18 protein-coding genes are annotated in these 17422 nt (G+C 61.4%); 4 read left to right on the forward strand and 14 right to left on the reverse strand.

Translation table 11 applies throughout. From position 1 onward, the window contains the following. A partial coding sequence (glgP, locus tag DVDV_RS17670; protein WP_075355939.1) for a glycogen/starch/alpha-glucan family phosphorylase occupies positions 1–1715 on the reverse strand: 1715 nt, incomplete at its 3' end. A gap of 145 nt (positions 1716–1860) precedes the next feature. On the opposite strand from glgP, the gene DVDV_RS17675 reads away from it, so the two are divergent. From DVDV_RS17675 to DVDV_RS17690, 4 genes are all read left to right on the forward strand, one after another. Beyond that, the gene (locus DVDV_RS17675; protein ID WP_075355940.1) at positions 1861–2058 is read left to right on the forward strand and encodes a hypothetical protein; all 198 of its coding nucleotides are present in this window, start codon (positions 1861–1863) and stop codon (positions 2056–2058) included. Positions 2059–2148: 90 nt separating this feature from the next. Then, on the forward strand, positions 2149–3315 hold the full coding sequence (locus DVDV_RS17680) for a DNA polymerase IV (protein ID WP_075355941.1): 1167 nt from the start codon (positions 2149–2151) through the stop codon (positions 3313–3315). A 350-nt stretch (positions 3316–3665) separates the two neighbouring features. Further along, positions 3666–5165, forward strand: coding sequence for a metallophosphoesterase (locus tag DVDV_RS17685; RefSeq protein ID WP_254845437.1), 1500 nt, complete (start codon positions 3666–3668; stop codon positions 5163–5165). Between the two features lie 236 nt (positions 5166–5401). After that, entirely contained in the window at positions 5402–6598 is a 1197-nt protein-coding gene (locus DVDV_RS17690) for an acyltransferase (RefSeq protein WP_075355942.1), read from the forward strand. A 124-nt stretch (positions 6599–6722) separates the two neighbouring features. Here the strand turns inward: DVDV_RS17690 and DVDV_RS17695 are convergent, their stop codons facing one another. The 13 genes from DVDV_RS17695 to DVDV_RS17750 all read right to left on the reverse strand — a co-directional run bounded on the left by DVDV_RS17695 (position 6723) and on the right by DVDV_RS17750 (position 17303). Further along, positions 6723–7739 (reverse strand): hypothetical protein, encoded by a 1017-nt coding sequence (locus tag DVDV_RS17695; RefSeq protein ID WP_075355943.1) that lies wholly within the window; start codon positions 7737–7739, stop codon positions 6723–6725. Beyond that, a complete protein-coding gene (locus DVDV_RS22455; RefSeq protein WP_139311659.1) occupies positions 7732–8256 on the reverse strand; it encodes a hypothetical protein in 525 nt (174 codons plus the stop codon). Before DVDV_RS22455 ends, DVDV_RS17695 begins: the two co-directional genes overlap by 8 nt. Before the next feature lie 166 nt (positions 8257–8422). Then, positions 8423–10936, reverse strand: a complete 2514-nt coding sequence (gene leuS, locus DVDV_RS17700) for a leucine--tRNA ligase (protein WP_075355944.1) — start codon at positions 10934–10936, stop codon at positions 8423–8425. 67 nt (positions 10937–11003) lie between these two features. After that, entirely contained in the window at positions 11004–11399 is a 396-nt protein-coding gene (locus DVDV_RS17705) for a type II toxin-antitoxin system VapC family toxin (RefSeq protein WP_075355945.1), read from the reverse strand. A 2-nt stretch (positions 11400–11401) separates the two neighbouring features. Then, entirely contained in the window at positions 11402–11632 is a 231-nt protein-coding gene (locus tag DVDV_RS17710) for a hypothetical protein (RefSeq protein WP_075355946.1), read from the reverse strand. Positions 11633–11664: 32 nt separating this feature from the next. Then, positions 11665–12141, reverse strand: a complete 477-nt coding sequence (gene nusB, locus DVDV_RS17715; protein WP_075355947.1) for a transcription antitermination factor NusB — start codon at positions 12139–12141, stop codon at positions 11665–11667. A 12-nt stretch (positions 12142–12153) separates the two neighbouring features. After that, complete coding sequence (gene ribE, locus DVDV_RS17720; RefSeq protein ID WP_075355948.1) at positions 12154–12624, reverse strand: 6,7-dimethyl-8-ribityllumazine synthase; 471 nt, start codon at positions 12622–12624, stop codon at positions 12154–12156. A gap of 49 nt (positions 12625–12673) precedes the next feature. Further along, positions 12674–13897, reverse strand: a complete 1224-nt coding sequence (locus tag DVDV_RS17725; protein WP_075355949.1) for a bifunctional 3,4-dihydroxy-2-butanone-4-phosphate synthase/GTP cyclohydrolase II — start codon at positions 13895–13897, stop codon at positions 12674–12676. Positions 13898–14250: 353 nt separating this feature from the next. After that, positions 14251–14898, reverse strand: a complete 648-nt coding sequence (locus DVDV_RS17730) for a hypothetical protein (protein ID WP_075355950.1) — start codon at positions 14896–14898, stop codon at positions 14251–14253. A gap of 108 nt (positions 14899–15006) precedes the next feature. After that, positions 15007–15483, reverse strand: a complete 477-nt coding sequence (locus DVDV_RS17735) for a VOC family protein (protein WP_075355951.1) — start codon at positions 15481–15483, stop codon at positions 15007–15009. A gap of 35 nt (positions 15484–15518) precedes the next feature. Further along, entirely contained in the window at positions 15519–15938 is a 420-nt protein-coding gene (locus DVDV_RS17740; protein WP_075355952.1) for a DUF4019 domain-containing protein, read from the reverse strand. A 146-nt stretch (positions 15939–16084) separates the two neighbouring features. Next, positions 16085–16738, reverse strand: a complete 654-nt coding sequence (locus tag DVDV_RS17745; RefSeq protein WP_075355953.1) for a riboflavin synthase — start codon at positions 16736–16738, stop codon at positions 16085–16087. Positions 16739–16835: 97 nt separating this feature from the next. Next, complete coding sequence (locus tag DVDV_RS17750; protein ID WP_139311660.1) at positions 16836–17303, reverse strand: methylated-DNA--[protein]-cysteine S-methyltransferase; 468 nt, start codon at positions 17301–17303, stop codon at positions 16836–16838. Positions 17304–17422 lie beyond the last annotated feature (119 nt).

Below are 17422 nucleotides of genomic sequence, written 5' to 3' on the forward strand. Positions count from 1 at the left end.
TCGTGGATGACGTGCATGGCGTTTAAAAGCTGGCGCTTGTACTCGTGGATGCGCTTGGCCTGCATGTCGAAGAGGGCATCCGGGGAGACCACGATGCCGGTGGTCTTGGCCAGAAATGCGGCCAGGTGGGCCTTGCGTTCGCGTTTGACCGCGGCAAAACTCTCCCGGAAGGCCGCGTCATCGGCCAGGGGTTCGAGCCTTTGCAGTTGGTCGAGGTCGGTGATCCAGTCCTCGCCAATGGCCTCGGTGATGAGCCCGGCCAGCCCGGGATTGGCCTTGTACAGCCAACGCCTGGGGGTCACGCCGTTGGTCTTGTTGTTGAATTTTCCCGGCCACAGGGCGGCATAGTCCGGGAAGAGCACTTTTTTGACCAGTTCGGAATGGAGCTTGGACACGCCGTTGACCGAGTGGGACCCGACCACGGCCAGATGGGCCATGCGCACCTGCTTGCCGCCGTTTTCCTCAATAAGCGACAAGCGCCGGATGGTTTCGGTATCCACCGTGCCGGAGAGGCGCACGGAATCGAGAAAGCGCCGGTTGATCTCGTAGATGATCTGCAAATGGCGCGGCACCACCTTTTCCATGAGCTCCACCGACCATTTCTCCAGGGCCTCGGGCATGAGCGTGTGGTTGGTAAAGGCCAGGGTGCTGGTGGTGATGTTCCAGGCCCGGTCCCAGGGCACGCGGCGTTCGTCCACCAAAAGGCGCATCAGCTCGGCCACGGCCAGGGCCGGGTGGGTGTCGTTGAGCTGGATGGCGGCATGTTCCGGCAGCTCTTCGATGTTCCGGTTCTGCTTGAGAAAGCGGCGGGTGATGTCGCGGATGGAACAAAAGACCAGGAAATACTCCTGCACCAGCCGCAGCTCGCGGCCAAACGAGATGGATTCGCTCGGATACAGAATCTTGGAAATCAGTTCGGAATAGACCTTCTGGTGAATGGCCTTTATGTAGTCGCCCTGGTCGAAAATCTGCATGTTGAAGCTGTCCGTGGACTTGGCGGCAAACAGTCGCAGATAATTCACCGTTTTGAAACCGTAGCCCACAATCGGGATGTCGTAGGGCACGCCGACCAGATCCTGCCAGTCCACCCACAGGGGCAGATAGCTGCCGTCCGGGGCCTGATGGTTCTCCACCCGGCCGTAGATGGGCACGATGACCGACTGGTCGCGCCGTTCAAGCTGTAGCGGCATACCTTCGGCCATCCAGTAATCCGGACGCTCCACCTGCCGGTCGTTTTCAATGGACTGCTTGAACAGCCCGTATTCGTAGTGGATGCCGTAGCCGCAGCCGGGCATGTCGAGGGTGGCCAGGGAATCCAGGAAACAGGCGGCCAGCCGGCCAAGGCCGCCGTTGCCCAGGGCCGGATCGCGCTCGAATTCGCGGATCTCTTCCAGATTGTAGCCCCAGCCGGAGACGAGCTCAGCCATCTCGCCCTGGATCTTCATATTAAAGATGTTGTTCCCCAGGCAGCGGCCGAGCAGATACTCGATGGAAAGGTAATACATGCGCTTGGCCCGGGCCTCGCGGTAGCGGTCCCGGGTCTGGAGCATCTTATCCACGAGGCGGTCGCGCAGGGTCAGGGACAGGGCGGTGGCCACATCGCGGTTGCCGGCTTCGCTACAATGCTTGCCCAGGGAATGGGTGACGTGCTCGCGAATGGAGCAGGACAGATCAGCGGCTTCGAGACCGTGTAAGGGACAACTGTCAACGGGCATGGCTTCCTCCTGGAGACGGGGCGGGAGACGAGACCCCGGCATAGCAAGAAATACGGCCCGTTGTCCAACCAGGGACTAAACTCGGTCGCGGATGTGGCCGATAGGTTACAGCACAAAGGGACTTTTCATTCCCCCAGGAGGCCACATGGACGGTATTGGCGGCAGCACTGCCGGGGTAGCAGCCCCGGCCATGCAACAGCAGACGATGGGCGCGCAGGTTGTGACGGAAACCATCAACAAGATGAACACCGAGCCCAACGGCCAGATGAACGCTGACCACGATTTCCAGAGCAAAGTTCTTGCCGGCATGGGCAAGGGCACCCAGATCGACGTCGGCGTCTAATCCCCCACCGGGAATAGTTATCAGGGGCGCGGCCGACGGAAGTTGGCCGCGCCTCTTGCCTTTTGTCCGGCCCCGTCGCATGGCAAGCCCATGACGATCATCATGCACCTCGACATGGACGCGTTTTTTGCCTCCGTCGAACAACACGACGATCCGTCGCTGGCCGGACAGCCCGTCATTATCGGCCACGACCATCGCGGCGTGGTCTCGGCCGCCTCCTACGAGGCCCGGGTGTACGGCGTGCGCTCGGCCATGCCCGTGTCCGAAGCCCGGCGGCGCTGCCCGCACGGCGTGTTCCTGCCCGGCAACCGACGCCGCTACGCCGAAGTCTCCCGCATCGTCATGCACACCCTGGGACAGTTCTCCCCGCTGGTCGAACCGGCCTCCATCGACGAGGCCTACGTGGACATCACCGGCACCCAGACCCTCTTCGGACCACCCGAAACCCTGGCCCGCACCATCAAGGACGCCATCCGCGCCAGCACCGGCCTGCCGTGCTCCATCGGCATCGCCCCGGTCAAATTCATCGCCAAAATCGCCTCGGACTTTGACAAGCCCGACGGCCTCACCATCGTCACCCCCGAGGCCGCCCTCGACTTCCTCGGCCCCCTGCCCGTGGGCAAAATCCCCGGCGTCGGCAAACGGGCCGAAGAAACCCTGGCCCGCCTGGGCATCCGCACCGTGGCCGACATCCGCAACCATACCCCCGACTTCCTGGCCCGGCACTGCGGCAAATACGGCCTCGCCCTGTACGACAAGGCCCACGCCAGAGGCAGCGCCACCATCACCACCGACCGCGAAGCCAAATCCATCAGCGCCGAAAACACCTTCGATACCGATACCGCCGACCGGCACTACCTCGCCGCCTGGCTGCTGCGCCAGGCCGAACGCATCGGCCGCGAATTGCGCCAGGAACACCTGCGCGGCCGCACCATCACCCTCAAACTCAAATTCAATACCTTCAAACAAATCACCCGCAGCCGCACCCTGCCCGAAGCCACCGATTCCGATGCCGCCATCTTCCAGACCGGCCAGGACCTCTTAAACGCCGAGTCCCTCCCCCACCCCCTGCGCCTCATCGGCCTTGGCGTCTCCCACTTCGGCGACACGCCCCGGCAACTCTCGCTCCTCGAAGAACCCGGCCAAACCAAACAGCAACACAATACCAAAATAGACAGCGCCCTCGACGCCATCCGCAATAAATTCGGCCGCCAGGCCATCATCCGCGGCCGGTTGTTCGAATACGATAAAAAGTAATTATTTTAGGCGGTAAGAGGAGAGGGGGAGAGAAAGAATGCCTCCGGCGGCCAAAGGGCAGTGCCCTTTGGAAACCCACTTGGGGGTCCGGGGCGACAGGCCGCAACCAGCCAATATCAATGACGTTTTCCTGCATGGCCGTCTCATTTGATGCCGACAATCAAATCCAGCCTGAATGGCCAAGCCACCCGGCGGGCCGCAGTGTCCCGGTTTGGGGACAGGATTTCGCGGGATGGTCTTGTCAGGCTGTCGCCGGCATGGGAGAAACGGGAACGGGTGTATGGCGGGCGGGCCGCTTCTGGTGGGTCGTGTGGGGCCTGCCGGTGTCACATTGTCTGGTGGGAGGGTGTATGCGGGACAGGTGTGGTCATGGTGGTGGGGGTGGTTGCGGCGGAAAGCGGCTGACCCGGCCGTGGCGGTTTTTGGGGACGGTCCTGGCGCTGTGTCTGGCCGTGCTGGCGGTCTCGACCCAGGGCCGGGCTTTAGCGGCCAAGGCTTCGGGGGCGGGCTGTCCTGACGGGCCGGCGGCCTCGTTTACTGCGCCGAGTCCCGGGACGGCTGGAACCTTTGCCCTGTTTTCCGATGTCCACTTCAGCCCCTTTGCCGCCCCGGCCCTGGTTCCGGCCCTGGTCACGGCCCCGGTGGCCGAGTGGCGCGACATTCTGGCCAAGGCTCCGGCCGGGCTTCCGCCCTATGGCCAGGACAGCAACGACGCGCTTTTCCAGTCTTTTTTAAGCGACATGGCCGAGCGGGTTCCCAACCCGAATTTTCTTCTGTTTCCCGGCGATCTCTTGTGCCACCAGTTCTGGACGCTGTATCCCAAGCTGACCGGCGACCACACCCAGGCCGGCCTGGAGGCCTTCATCCAGAAAACCGTGGAGTATTTTTTCGGGGAAGTGGCGCGCTATTTTCCCGGTGTGCCGGTCTACGTGGCCCTGGGCAACAACGACAGCGTGGAGGGCGACTACCGCATCCGCCCGGAGAGCCCCTATCTGGCGCTCACGGCCCAGGCCACGGCCCTGCTCCTGCCAAACGAGGCCTCACGCGCGGATTTTCTCGGCACCTATCCGCAGTACGGCTGCTACGCCGTGACCCTGCCCGAAGCCGGCGGGCTCCGGCTCATTGTCATCAACAATGTCTTCTGGTCGGTCAAATACCCGGACCCCGGCCTTGGCGCGGCGGTTTTGACCTTTCTGGAGCGTGAATTGTCCGGGGCCAGGGCGCGGGGCGAGAAGGTCTGGGTCATGGCCCATATCCCGCCCGGCGACGACGCCCTGTCCGACGCGCGCAAACAGGGGCACAAGGGCGAGGCCCGCTACAAGCCGTTTCTGGTCGAGGCCCAAAACGATGCCTATGTCCGGCTGCTCACCGACTACGCGCCCATCATCCGGGCCTCGTTTGCCGGCCATGTCCATCGCGACGATCTGCGGCTCATTCCCGGCCCGGACGGGACGCCCGTGGGCGGAATGCGTCTGGCTCCGTCCATTTCGCCGGTGACCGGCAACAATCCCGGCTATCAGGTCTACAGCTATGACCGCGACTCCCTGGCCGTCCTTGACGTGGTGACCTATTCCCTGGATCTGGCGACCGGCAAGGGCTGGCGGCAGGAGTACGACTATTCCGAGACCTATGGCCGGGGCCTTCGCGATCCGGGCGATTGGCAGGCCACCTACCGCGACCTGGGCACGTGTCCGGCGCGGCGGGCGGCGTATGCCAAATTTTTCGATCTCGGGAGCAAGCACATCGACGACGTGACCGAGGCGGACTTCCCGGCCTTCTGGCGGGCCATGGCCGCCCCGACCCGGACGGTCTGGGAGGCCTGGAAGGCTCCGGCCGAGCTGGTCCGCTAGAAACACCCGCGCCCCTGGTCCTGTGATCCTGGCGCTTCGGGCCGGGAGTGCCTCCCTGGTTTCCCCCGCAGCCGGCCGCAGCCCCGAATAAGGGCTGCGGCCGGCCAGGGCTTTCCCCTTTGTAACCTGCCTGCCGCCGGCGGCGACGTCCCGGCATGGCAGTGGCGAAAGCCACCCTTCCCAACCGCCGGCGGCGTGCTCACCCGCGGCCGGTCCCTCTTTCCCGGAGTGTATCCTTGTCCCTTTCCCTTGCTGCCAACGGCAGATTGACACCGTGCCGCGGTCCGGTCGATGCGGCCGTGTCGGCGCGCATCGATGTCCTGCGCATCATCCTGATCGGGCTTATTGTCCTTTGCCACGGCGGACGGTTTCTCGGCACGCTTGTGCCCTTTGCCGGTCCGGGCACGGAGTTTGCGGCCACGGCTTTCAACCGGGGGCCGGCCTGTCTGGCGGTGCCGCTCTTTTTCTGTATTTCCGGCTATCTGCTGCTGCGAAAGCTCGAACTGACCCCGGCCGGCTATGTCGGCCTCATGGCGAAAAAATTTCTGGCCATCGGTGTGCCGTTTCTCCTGTTCAACGGCATCTGGATCGTCTGGCTGCTCACTGTCGGCAGCATCGAAAACTTCGGGGGGCGTTCCTTTCTGCTGGAGGCCGGCATCGGGGCGAAGCTTTTGGGCCTTGGCACCTCGCCGCTCAACTATCCGCTGTGGTTTCTGCGCGACCTGCTCAAGATCATCGCGCTTACCCCGCTTTTTCTGCTGTTTTTCCGTCGTCTGCCCATAACCGGTCTGTTTCTGCTTGGCGCGGTGTGGTTCCTGGAGAGCCCGGCCGACGAATACGGCCTGGCCGGGTTTGCCTTCTGGTTTTACCTTGGCGGCCTGCTGGCCCGCAGCCGGGCGGATGTGGGGAAGACGGCGCGCCTGGATTGGTGGCTGCTGCCGCTTTTCGTTGCCGCAACGGTTGTGGTCGGGCTGGCCCCGTGGCTCGGGCAGGATGTTTACGCCTATGCGGCCCTCAAAAAGGGCTATCAGATGCTTGGGGTTTTGGCCCTGTGGAGCCTGTCGCGCCAGTCGTGGCTGGCCGGCAGTGGGCTTTTGCACCGGCTGGCTGCCTACAGTTTTTTCATTTTCCTGACCCACGAACCAACGGTGTCCGTGTTGCAGACGCGGCTTTTGGCCCTGTGGCAGCCGGCGACCGCCCCGGGGCAGATGGTCGCCTTTTTCCTGCCGGGCCTTGCCGCCATAATCCTCCTGTACTGGCTGGGCCGGGGGCTGTCGCGGTTTTCACCGGGGCTGTACGCCATTGCGACCGGTGCGGTGCTCAAGCGGCGCAATCCGGGAGCCACGGAGCCGCCGCGAAAACCGCTGTCCGTCTCCGGCCGCGTGGCCGGCGGGTTGCTGCCGCCTGAGGCGGCAGTCGAGCGGGATGGATGAGCCTAGGGAATTTGCTCCTTGCGTGATGATTAATGATCGAAGTTCGTATTCACGAGAAACCATTCCTTGTCTCTATGTAAACTGCTATGTAATTCAGAGTCGATGTTGTCAGATATTAATGAGTCTATTTCCGAGATGAGGATAGATACGTTTTTTTGTCTTCTTGTCTAAGTGAAAAGCGGGGGGAGTAGTCGTCCGTATATTTGCATTTATTTTTTATGACCTTGCTCAGAACTCCAGCTGTCGTGGACAGGATAATCCCTTTACGCAGGCCTTTTGGACAATTCTTATTAAAGTATCTGTATTCTTCCTCGGTAATAAAAGATTTTACGATCCGATTGTATTCTGTCAATAAAGCTAGTTTCTTTTCGTTGTCCTTTTCGGCAGAAATGGTTGTCCACATCTCTTCCATTATTTTGTTCTTGACGCCTTTTTTGAGTTCAAAAATCTGCTTGTATTGATTTTCTGCTCCCATACCGCTGGCAAGAGCTTCCTGAAGCTTATTGTGGTATCTATTTTTTACGTACTCAAGCCACTGATATGCCTGGTTTAGCTCTTCTTGGTCTTCATCCAGTACGAGTATCTCCGCAAGCCTGAGTTTTGCCTGGATAAACTTAAACACGATAAGTATGTCTCCCTTTGAGGGAGTTTTTTCTCCAAGTACTTTAATGGAGCGATACTCCATAACATGCTTAAACCCAAGATAGAGTGTTTGATAGTATTCAAAGAGCGTGTCAGTGGTCATGTCCTTGTCTGAAAGGTCGCAAAATTGAAAATCATCGGCAATGTCGAAGACATTCTGTTTTTTTTCTTGTGGGTGGAGCGCAATGAATAGTGGTTTGTCCCTGTTATATGGGACCCATGCGGTAAGCGGTTTTAAGGAGAAGCCGTCCAGGAGTGTCTCATCGACCATGATACTTAGCGGAGAGTAGATTTTTTCGCTGGCAACTTCGTAATTCCATGCATTTGCGCTAAAAGATTGGCGCTTGATACCGCACTCGTCGCCATGAATTTCGTGAATTCTTGGTTCTGATTTTTCCATTTTTTTAATGAACCCAGAATCAACCGCTACTTTAAGGACCGTGCCTTCGGCTATAAGGGGGGAAAGAAAGATTAAAGCAAACACAAAAAATTTAGCCATCACTGCATACCTTTTGTGAATTTGTGATCTTAAGGCCAACAAGAAATGTAAAATTTGTAAAATTTTGCCGAGTTATGAAGTTTAATACATCAATAAACTGAGGAGCTGTGGTGAATCCATTTGGTATCCGCTGTATTAAGTCATTAATGTTGTGCTTTGTGTATTGCGTAACATAAAGGACTGTGACAAGTGAAGCTATGTGCATCGAAAAAATTGAAAAGCTGTACCAAGAGGCTGCTTTCTTTTCGAGCATTATTCTGTCAATTGCAACAAGACAAAGAGGCAGTGCTTGCAGTACTGACGTTGCAATTGTGTTGTCTGCAAAGTTAAAAAGTATAAAAACGTAGTTTGAGCAAAATTTTAAAAAAATTTCTCCATCGTCTTGTATGCAAAAGTACGTTGAAAATCCTATTGTAAGAGTAATTAGTAATAACAAGAAAAAAAACATCAGATAAACAAATTGTATGGATGTCGAGCGCAGTTCCGATATTTCTGGGGTAAGGGTAGTTGCTGTCATGGGCACCTCCTGATTAATAGATAGATGCATTTTCGGTCAAGAGAAAAATTTGCTTACCTATTAAATTAAGCAAAAAAAATGCCACCATAGGCGTTCCGCTGAACATAAAGCCGGGAGAATGATCCTCCTCCCGGCTTTTACCTATTTTTCCGACGGCATTGCCTGGTTAGTTCGCCACCACGTTGACCAGCTTGCCCGGCACGACGATCACCTTGCGGATGGTCTTGCCTTCGATGTGTTTGAGCACATTGGCCTCGGCCAGGGCGGCCTTTTCCACGTCTTCGTTGGAGGCGTCCCGGGCCACGCTCAGCTTGCCGCGCAGCTTGCCGCACACCTGCACCACGATCTCCACCTCGTCGGTCACCAGGGCCGAGGGGTCGTGGGCCGGCCAGGGCTGTTCGATCAAAAGCGCCTTGTGGCCGATGGTCTGCCACAATTCCTCGCAGATGTGCGGGGCGATGGGCGAGAGCACGGCGAGCAGCGTGCCGACAGCCGAGGACACGGCCTTGGCCCCCTTGGGCTCGGCCCGCAGGGATTCGACATTGGCATACAGGAAGTTGACCAGCTCCATGGCCGCGGCAATGGCCGTGTTGAACTGGAAGCGTTCGCGGATGTCGGCCCCGGCCTTGGCGGCGGTGGCGTGTTCGCGGCGGCGCAGTTCGGCAAAGATCGGCGGCAGCGCGTCGATGTGCAGGGTTGCGGCCGGGGAGCACGGGGCAACCGGGGTGAGCAGGCCGGCGAGCTCGCCGGTGACCAGCCGCCACAGGCGCGACAGGAAGCGCGACGCGCCCTCGATGCCGGTGTCGCTCCATTCCAGGTCCTTTTCCGGCGGCGCGGCAAAGAGGATGAACACCCGCACGGTGTCGGCCCCGTACTTGGCGATCATGATGTCCGGGTCCACCACGTTGCCCTTGGACTTGCTCATCTTCGAGCCGTCTTTGATGACCATGCCCTGGGTCAGCAGGTTGGCAAAGGGCTCGTTGAAGGCGACCAGACCGCAGTCGCGCAGGGCTTTGACGAAAAAGCGGGAATAGAGCAGGTGCAAAATGGCGTGTTCGATGCCGCCGATGTACTGGTCAACCGGCAGCCAGTAGGCCAGTTCGGCCGGATCAAACGGCCGGTCCTGCTCCCGGGCCGAGGCGTAGCGGGCGAAATACCAGGACGACTCGAAGAAGGTGTCGAGCGTATCCGTCTCGCGCCGGGCCTTGCCGTTGCAAAGGGGACAGGCCACGTCGGTAAAGGACGGCGAATGGGGCAACGGCGAGCGGCCGTCGGGCATGAGGGCGAGATCGCGCGGCAGTTCCACCGGCAAATCGGCGTCAGGCACGGGCACGATGCCGCAGGTGTCGCAGTAGATGACCGGAATGGGCGCGCCCCAGTAGCGCTGGCGCGAGATGTTCCAGTCGCGCAGGCGGTAGTTGATGCTTTTTTTGCCGCGCCCGGAGCCGTCGAGCCAGTCGATAATGGCGCTCTTGGCCGCCTCGTTTGGCATCCCGGTAAACTGGCCGGAGGCAACCAGCAGGCCCGGTTCGGTGTAGGCCGCTTCCAGGGCTGCCACGTCAAGCGTCTGTCCTTCGGGCTCGATGACGACGGTCATGGGCAGGTCGTACTTGCGGGCGAACTCGAAGTCGCGCTGGTCGTGGGCCGGCACGGCCATGACCGCGCCGGTGCCGTAGCCCATGAGCACGAAGTTGGCCACGTAAATGGGAATTTCACGGCCGGTGGCCGGGTTTACGCAATAGGCCCCGGTAAAGACACCTTCTTTTTCCAGATCGTCGGCCGAGCGCACGATGCGGTCCATGTTGCGGACCTTGTCCACAAAGGCCGTGACCGCCGCTTCCTGGGGCTTGCCGGCAATGAGGGCCGGCACGAGCGGATGCTCGGCGGCAAGGCTCATGAAGGTGGCCCCGAAAAGGGTGTCCGGGCGGGTGGTGAAAACCGTGATGCCGTCCGCTCCGGCCACCGGCGCGGCCAGGGCGAAGGTGAGTTCCGCGCCGACGGATTTGCCGATCCAGTTGCGCTGCATGGTGAGCACGCGCTCGGGCCAGCCGCCGACCAGGGTTTCCAGGTCGTCCAGGAGTTCCTCGGCATAGTCGGTGATGCGTAAAAACCACTGCTCCAGATCCTTCTGGACCACAGGTTGGTCGCAGCGCCAGCAGCAGCCGTCAATGACCTGCTCGTTGGCCAGTACCGTGCCGCAGGTCTCGCACCAATTCTGGGGCGAGTGCTTGCGGTAGACCAGGCCCTTTTCCAGGAACTTGAGGAAAAAGCGCTGTTCGTGGACGTAGTAGCCGGGGTGGCAGGTGGCGATTTCGCGCCGCCAGTCATAGGAATAGCCCAGGCGCTGGAGTTGGACGCGCATGGAATCGATGTTGGAGATGGTCCAGGCGGCCGGATGGAGCTTGTGCTTGATGGCGGCGTTTTCCGCCGGCATGCCAAAGGCGTCCCAGCCCATGGGATGGAGCACGTTGTGGCCTTCCATGCGCTTGAACCGGGCCACCACGTCGCCGATGGAGTAGTTGCGCACATGCCCCATATGGATGCGTCCCGAGGGGTAGGGGAACATTTCCAGGACGTAGTACTTGGGCCTGGACGGATCGGCTTCCACGTGGAAGTGGCCGCCGTCCTCCCAGATGCGTTGCCATTTGGTTTCGACGTCCTCGGGCACATATCTACTCATGGGGAAATGCTCCTTGGCGGGAAAGGTATTGTCCGGCGCTTTCGGACGGGCGACAGCGGACAGATCATCACAAATCGGGGTAGGGGGGCAGGGTGATGCCTTCAATGAACCGGTAGTCTTTCTGGTTTTTGGAAATGAGCGGCCAGCCGTTGGTCAGGGCCGTGGCTGCAATGATGGCGTCTGGCATCCGAAGTCCGTGGCTGAGCCGGTAGCGGCGCATAAGGTCCTGGGTGCATCTGGAAATCATGCCGTCAAAATGAATCAGCCGAAAGGTGGCCATAAAGGCGTCAAGTATGACAAGTTCCTGTTTGTCCCTGCAACCGGCCAGAAGTTCCAGCGAGGTGACGAGGCTGACAGCCGGCCTTGCCTGGGCCCGTGCCGCCTCAAGAACAGCCATGGCTTTCGCGTCTGCGCGCCCGTAGTCGATCAGCACGTCGGTGTCGAAGACGACGACGCCGGCCACGGTTAGCGGTTCCAGTCCTGGCGGCGCTGCGCCTCAACCCAGGCCGTGGCGTCGGCCATGTCTTCCCGGTCGCGCCACAAGCCGCAAAAGGCCGCCGCATCAGCTGTGGCCTCCGGCCCGGCCGGAGCGGACGCACCATGGCGCGCCCGCAAAAATGCGATGAAATCGGCCGCCTCTTCCTGGGCCTTTGGCGGCAGGGCGGCGAAGTCGGCCAGCACTGTTTCGATGTTCATCGGCAGATTCTCCGGCAGATGTCGGTTCGTGCCTACAAGTCTTTTTGTATCTCGAACTCGCCGCTGTCAACGGCCTTGGCAATGGCGTCGAGGATGCCGTTTATGAAGTTGCGCGAGTTCTCATCGCCATAGCGTTTGGCCAGTTCGATGCCCTCGTTAAGCGATACCCGAAGCGGAATGTCGGGCCGTTTGAGGATTTCGTAGACGGCCAGCCGCAAAATGGTCAGCTCCACCTTGGCGATGCGCGAGATTTTCCAGTTCTTGGAAAAGCGCACGATCAAGGCGTCGATGTCGGTCTGGTTCTGCCACACGCCCTGGACCAGTTCCCAGGCAAACTGCTGGCCGGCGGGATCGTCGCCCTCGGCCACGTCGTGGGGGCAGTGGCGAAAGACCCGCAACAGCGACCGTTCGTCAACAGCGGACTCAAAGATCAGGCCGTAGAGGCACTCAAAGGCCTGCTTGCGGGCCTTGCGGCGGGACGCCGGCTTTTTCTCTTCAGGTTCTGGCATAGTGGGCTTCGGTTAGATTTGCTCCAGGACACGGACCATTTCCAGCACGGCGGCTGCCGCTTCAACGCCTTTGTTGCCAGCCTTGCTGCCGGCCCGCTCGATGGCCTGCTCCAGGGTGTCGACGGTCAGCACGCCAAAGCCGACCGGCACGTTGGTCTCGAGCATGACCTGGGCCAGGCCTTTGACGCACTCGTTGGCCACGTAATCGAAATGCGGCGTGGCGCCGCGGATGACCGCGCCCAGGCAGATGACGCCGTGGTAGGTGCCCGAGACAGCCAGCTTCTTGGCGGCCAGGGGAATCTCGAAAGCGCCGGGCACGCGCACGATGGTGATGTCGGCCCGGTCGCCGCCGTGGCGGGTCAGGTAATCCACCGCTCCGCCGACGAGGCGTTCGGTGATGAAGTCGTTAAAGCGCCCGGCCACCAGGGCGAACTTGAGTCCCTTGGCGTCGAGCTGTCCCTCGATGGTGCTCACGTGCTGCATGGCGATTCTCCCGGACGGTTGCCCGTCGTTTGCGTGGTGTCGTGGGTCGTTATTTGGCCGTGGCGCAGTCCGGCAGGGTCAGGATGTGGCCCATGCGGTCGCGCTTGGTGGTCAGGTAGCAGGTGTTTTCGGAGCAGGGGCAGGTCTCGATGGGCACCCGGTCCACCACTTCCAGGCCATAGCCTTCCAGGCCGACGATCTTTTTGGGATTGTTGGTCATAAGGCGCATCTTGCGAACGCCCAGTTCCACGAGGATTTGCGCGCCGGTGCCGTATTCCCGCAGATCGGCCTTGAAGCCGAGCTTGAGGTTGGCTTCCACGGTGTCGAGCCCCTGGTCCTGGAGGGCGTAGGCCTTGATCTTGTTGCCAAGGCCGATGCCCCGGCCTTCCTGGCGCATGTAGAGGATGACGCCCTTGCCCTCGTCCTCGATCATGCGCATGGCCTGATGGAGCTGGTTGCCGCAGTCGCAGCGCAGCGACCCGAACACGTCGCCGGTCAGGCATTCGCTGTGCACGCGCACCAGCACGTCTTCGCCCGGGACGATGTCGCCCTTGACCAGGGCGATGTGGGTCTTTTTATCCGAACTGGCCTCGAAGGCGATGGCCCGAAACGAGCCAAAGGCCGTGGGCAGGGTGGCGTCGGCCACCTTGGTGACGGCTGTGTGGCCAAAGCGCATCCGGTAGCGGATGAGGTCGGCCACGGTTGCGATCTTGATATTGTGCTTCTCGGCGAATTCGACGAGGTCCGGCATCCGGGCCATGTTGCCGTCTTCGCGCATGATTTCGCAGATGACCGCAGCCGGCTTGAGGCCGGCGAGTCTGGCCAGGTCCACGCTGCCTTCGGTCTGGCCGGCGCGGTCGAGGACGCCGCCTTCCCGGGCGCGCAGCGGAAAGATGTGTCCGGGGGTGACCAGATCATCAGGCACGGCCCCGTCGGCCACGGCCGAGAGAATGGTCGTTGCCCGATCAAAGGCGGAGATGCCGGTGGAGACGCCGACCTTGGCCTCGATGGACACGGTAAAGCCGGTGCCAAAGGGCGACTTGTTGTCCTCGGTCATCATGGGCAGGCCGAGCTGGTCCACGAGGTTGGGGGCCAGCGACAGGCAGATGAGGCCCCGGCCGTGGGTGGCCATGAAATTGATGAGTTCCGGGGTGACCTTTTCGGCGGCAACGGTGAGGTCGCCTTCGTTTTCGCGGTCTTCGTCGTCGACGAGGATGATCATCCGTCCGGCGCGGATTTCCTCGATGGCTTCATCGATGGGGGTGATGTGCATCTTGCGTGTACCTCGTTTGGGCCGGCCTGGGGCGACCGGCTCCATGGGGGAAAGACCAAAGACCCGGTTCGGGCCGGGGCAAAGGGGTGGCAATCTACTTCAGGGGGGCGGCCAAGGCAAGCGGTCTGGAATGACTGGTTTTTTCGGCCATAGGCGAGTTTACGAGGCAAGGCCGCACCGTTGCCGGCGGCCGGGGGGATGATCCCCCGGACCCCTGCGACTGGAGACGTTTTTAAGGGGGGGTGAAGCGGCAGGCGCTCCCCCCATAACCCTTGCCCTCCAGGAGGGATTCCAAAGGGCTCAACCCTTTGGCTGCCGGAGGCTCTTCTGTCTTCCCCCCGGCCGCGCGGCCCTCAGACCTGAATATCAATGCTGGGGGGCGTCGCGGCGGCCATCGCGACGGCAGGCGCGGCTGGTGCCGCGGCGGCGGTCGGCGCAGCAGGCGTCTGCGGCGTCGCCGTTTCCCCGCCGGTCGCGGCCGAGGCTGCAGCGTCGGCAGACACGGCGGCTGCTTCGCCGCCGGTCGCGGTCGTGTCGGTTGCGGTCGAGCCGTCGGTGGCGGCCTCGGCGCGGGCTTCGAGGTCGTCGCGGGTGGCGTCAAGGCTGGCCTGGGACGCCTTGGCGACTTGCTGATCGACGAGTTGGCCGACGCTATTGTCGGCCTTGTGCTTGTTCAGATAGGCGGCGAGGTATTGGGGGTTGCCGTCTGCGGCGTGCAGGGTGGAGGCAGTCAATGCAAACTGGGCAGCCAGATCGGTGAGCATGGAGTTCATGCTGTTGCCGAAGGATTTGTCCGTCTGGTAGCTGTCCAGCCGGGAAGTCAGATATTTGGACTGCTCAAAATTCGTTTTGACGAAGTTACCTGACAGCATGTTGCCCGTCTGGGCAGCGCTCGCTTCGGTGACAGTGGGCGTTACGGCAACGGTTTGCCCGGCTTTTTGCGTCTGCAGCAGCGTGGAATTGAGGCTCGCTCCCATGAGGGAAAGGCTTGCGGCGTCCATGGCAACCCCTCCTGCATTTCTACGAATACTTATCGGCTGCACGAACGCGAAAGATTAGGGGGCGGATAATGAATATCACAACTTGTTGCCGGGGGCTTCGCCATGGGTTCAGCTGCCGAGCACCATGCGCACGAATTCCTCGGGCATCATGGTGGCTCCGGCGATTTCCACCGGGCCAAGGCCGGAGTCGGACAGACGCACGATGACGGCGTCCATGGGTTCGGCCACCTCGATAATATGGCCGTCCGGGTCGCGCAGGCGAAAGGCCCGCTGGCCCCAGGGGGCGCTTTTGGGGGGATGGATGATCTCGGCCCGGGTCATGACGCGCTCAAAGGCGTCTTCGATGGCGGCGTCCTCGAAATAGAGCTCCAGATTGTCGCTGCCCATGGGGCCGTCCGGGGTGGCGGCGTCCTCGTCAAAGATGATGCCCCGGGCGGTTGCCGTTCCCCACAGGCAGAAATGGGGATAGGCGACATAGCCGGAGAGCACATGGACCGGGGTCTGGCCGAGCACGTCCTCGTAAAAGACCCGGGCGCGGTCCATATCGGCCACGAAGATGCACACGCTGCGGTAGTCGATGGGCATGGGTGGGTTCCTTTGGCGGCGCGTCCGGGCGGGTTCTACTTGATGAAATAGCCGGCGGCGCGCCAGGAGCCGTCCTTGTCCAGCATGAAGGTGACGGTTTCCACGGCGTTGGCCTTGTTGGCAAAGACGGTATCGTAGGTCAGGACGATGTAGGAGCCGTCGGGTGCGCCGGGCAGGGACCGGGCCAGCACGAAGGATTGCCGGGTGCGGTCTTTGACCGCGCCAAGGGGCTTTCGGATGCCGGTGAGGGCGTCGGTCCAGGCTGTTTCGGTGATGGCCCCACGGAAAAAGGACGAGGCTTCCCGCCAGCTTTCAGGATAGCGGCCGGCGTCGCACAGGGCCAGCCATTTGGTGGCCGCCTCAAAGGCTTGGGATTCCTCGTTGTCGGCGGCCCGGGCCATTGCGGCGGGCAGGCACAGCGCAGCGCACAGCAGAAGGGTGACGAAAAATTTCATGGGGCGGCTCCTGTTGGCTTATCCTTGTGCGGCCATGACCACCATGTTGCGGCGCGTGTCAGCCTCGTTGCTACCGGGAGCCGCACGCATCCGGGGAAGAGGCCGAGAAGCCGGGGCAGTGGGTTCGAGGCTGCTGCGGCATTTCATTAAAACCCGTGCTCCCGCAAAAACGCCTCGGAAATCTGCGACTGTTTGCCGGCCTTGGCGTCCTTCCACGGCCCAAGCATGCGCAGCACGTACTTGCCGAGCATGTCCGTCTCCATGTTGACCACAACGCCCGGCTTCCAGCCGGAAATCGTCGTGGCTCCCTGGGTGGACGGAATGATGTTGACGGTTAAAAAACCGTTGCCGCACTCGTTCACCGTCAGGCTGATGCCGTCCAGGGCCACCGAGCCCTTGGGCACAACGAACATCGAATTTTCTTCGGGAAACGTTATTTTGTATTGGACAGACTGTCCAGCCGGGGTCACGGACGCCACTTCGGCCAGACAGTCCACGTGGCCGGACACCAGATGGCCGCCGAGGCGGTCGCCCAGGGCCAGGGCGCGCTCCAGGTTGACCGTGCTGCCGATTTTCAGCGCCCCGAGATTGGAGCACGACAGGGTTTCGCCCGAGGCATAGGCGGTAAATTCCCGGTGGCCGGCCGTTTCCACGGTCAGGCACACGCCGTTGACCGCGATGGATTCGCCAAGGACGATATTTTCCAGCGCAAACAGCGCCTTGATGCGAAACCGCGTCTCATCGCCGCGCGCCTCAACGGCCGCGATCCGGCCCCACCCCATGACAAGTCCCGTAAACATAGAAAACCTATCCTCGCCCTGCATTCATTCTTCCCTTTCGGGGGTCCGGGGGGATGATCCCCCCGGCGGGGCCTGGGGCAGCGCCCCAGTTTTCAGACTACTTCGCCCCTTCGAGTTCCAGCAGATATTGTTTCATGTCGATGCCCGGCCCGAAGCCGGTGAGCGCGCCGCTGGTCCCGACCACCCGGTGGCAGGGGAAGATGAGCGGAAAGCGGTTGTTGGCCATGACCCGGCCGATGGCCCGGGCCGCCTTGGGGCGTCCGACCTGGGCCGCCAGCCAGCCGTAGCTGACCTTTTGCCCGGCCGGCACCTTGGCCAGTTCCGTCAGTACCTGCCGCGAAAATTCCGTCACCCCGTCCCAGGCATAGGGCAACGGCGGCCACTGGCAGCCCTCGCCGGCCACATACCGGGCCAGCGCCGCCTGCACGGCCTCGCCGGCCGGAGTGCGCAGCTCCCGGCTCTTGCCCTCGGCCCAGGACAGTTTGAGTCCGATAACCGTGTCGCCATTCCAAACGATTTCCAGGGCCAACGGCCCGGCCAGACAGGTCTCAATGATGCTTGGCATGAGAAACGCCTCCGGCGGCCAGGGCTTTGCCCTGGACCCACCGGGGGGATGATCCCCCCGGACCCCTCAAGGGGGTAGTTGGGGTGCTTGTACGATATTTCTCCCTGCCTTGCCATCTT

The organism is Desulfovibrio sp. DV (assembly GCF_001936595.1).
In the GTDB taxonomy this organism is placed as follows: Bacteria; Desulfobacterota; Desulfovibrionia; order Desulfovibrionales; family Desulfovibrionaceae; genus Solidesulfovibrio.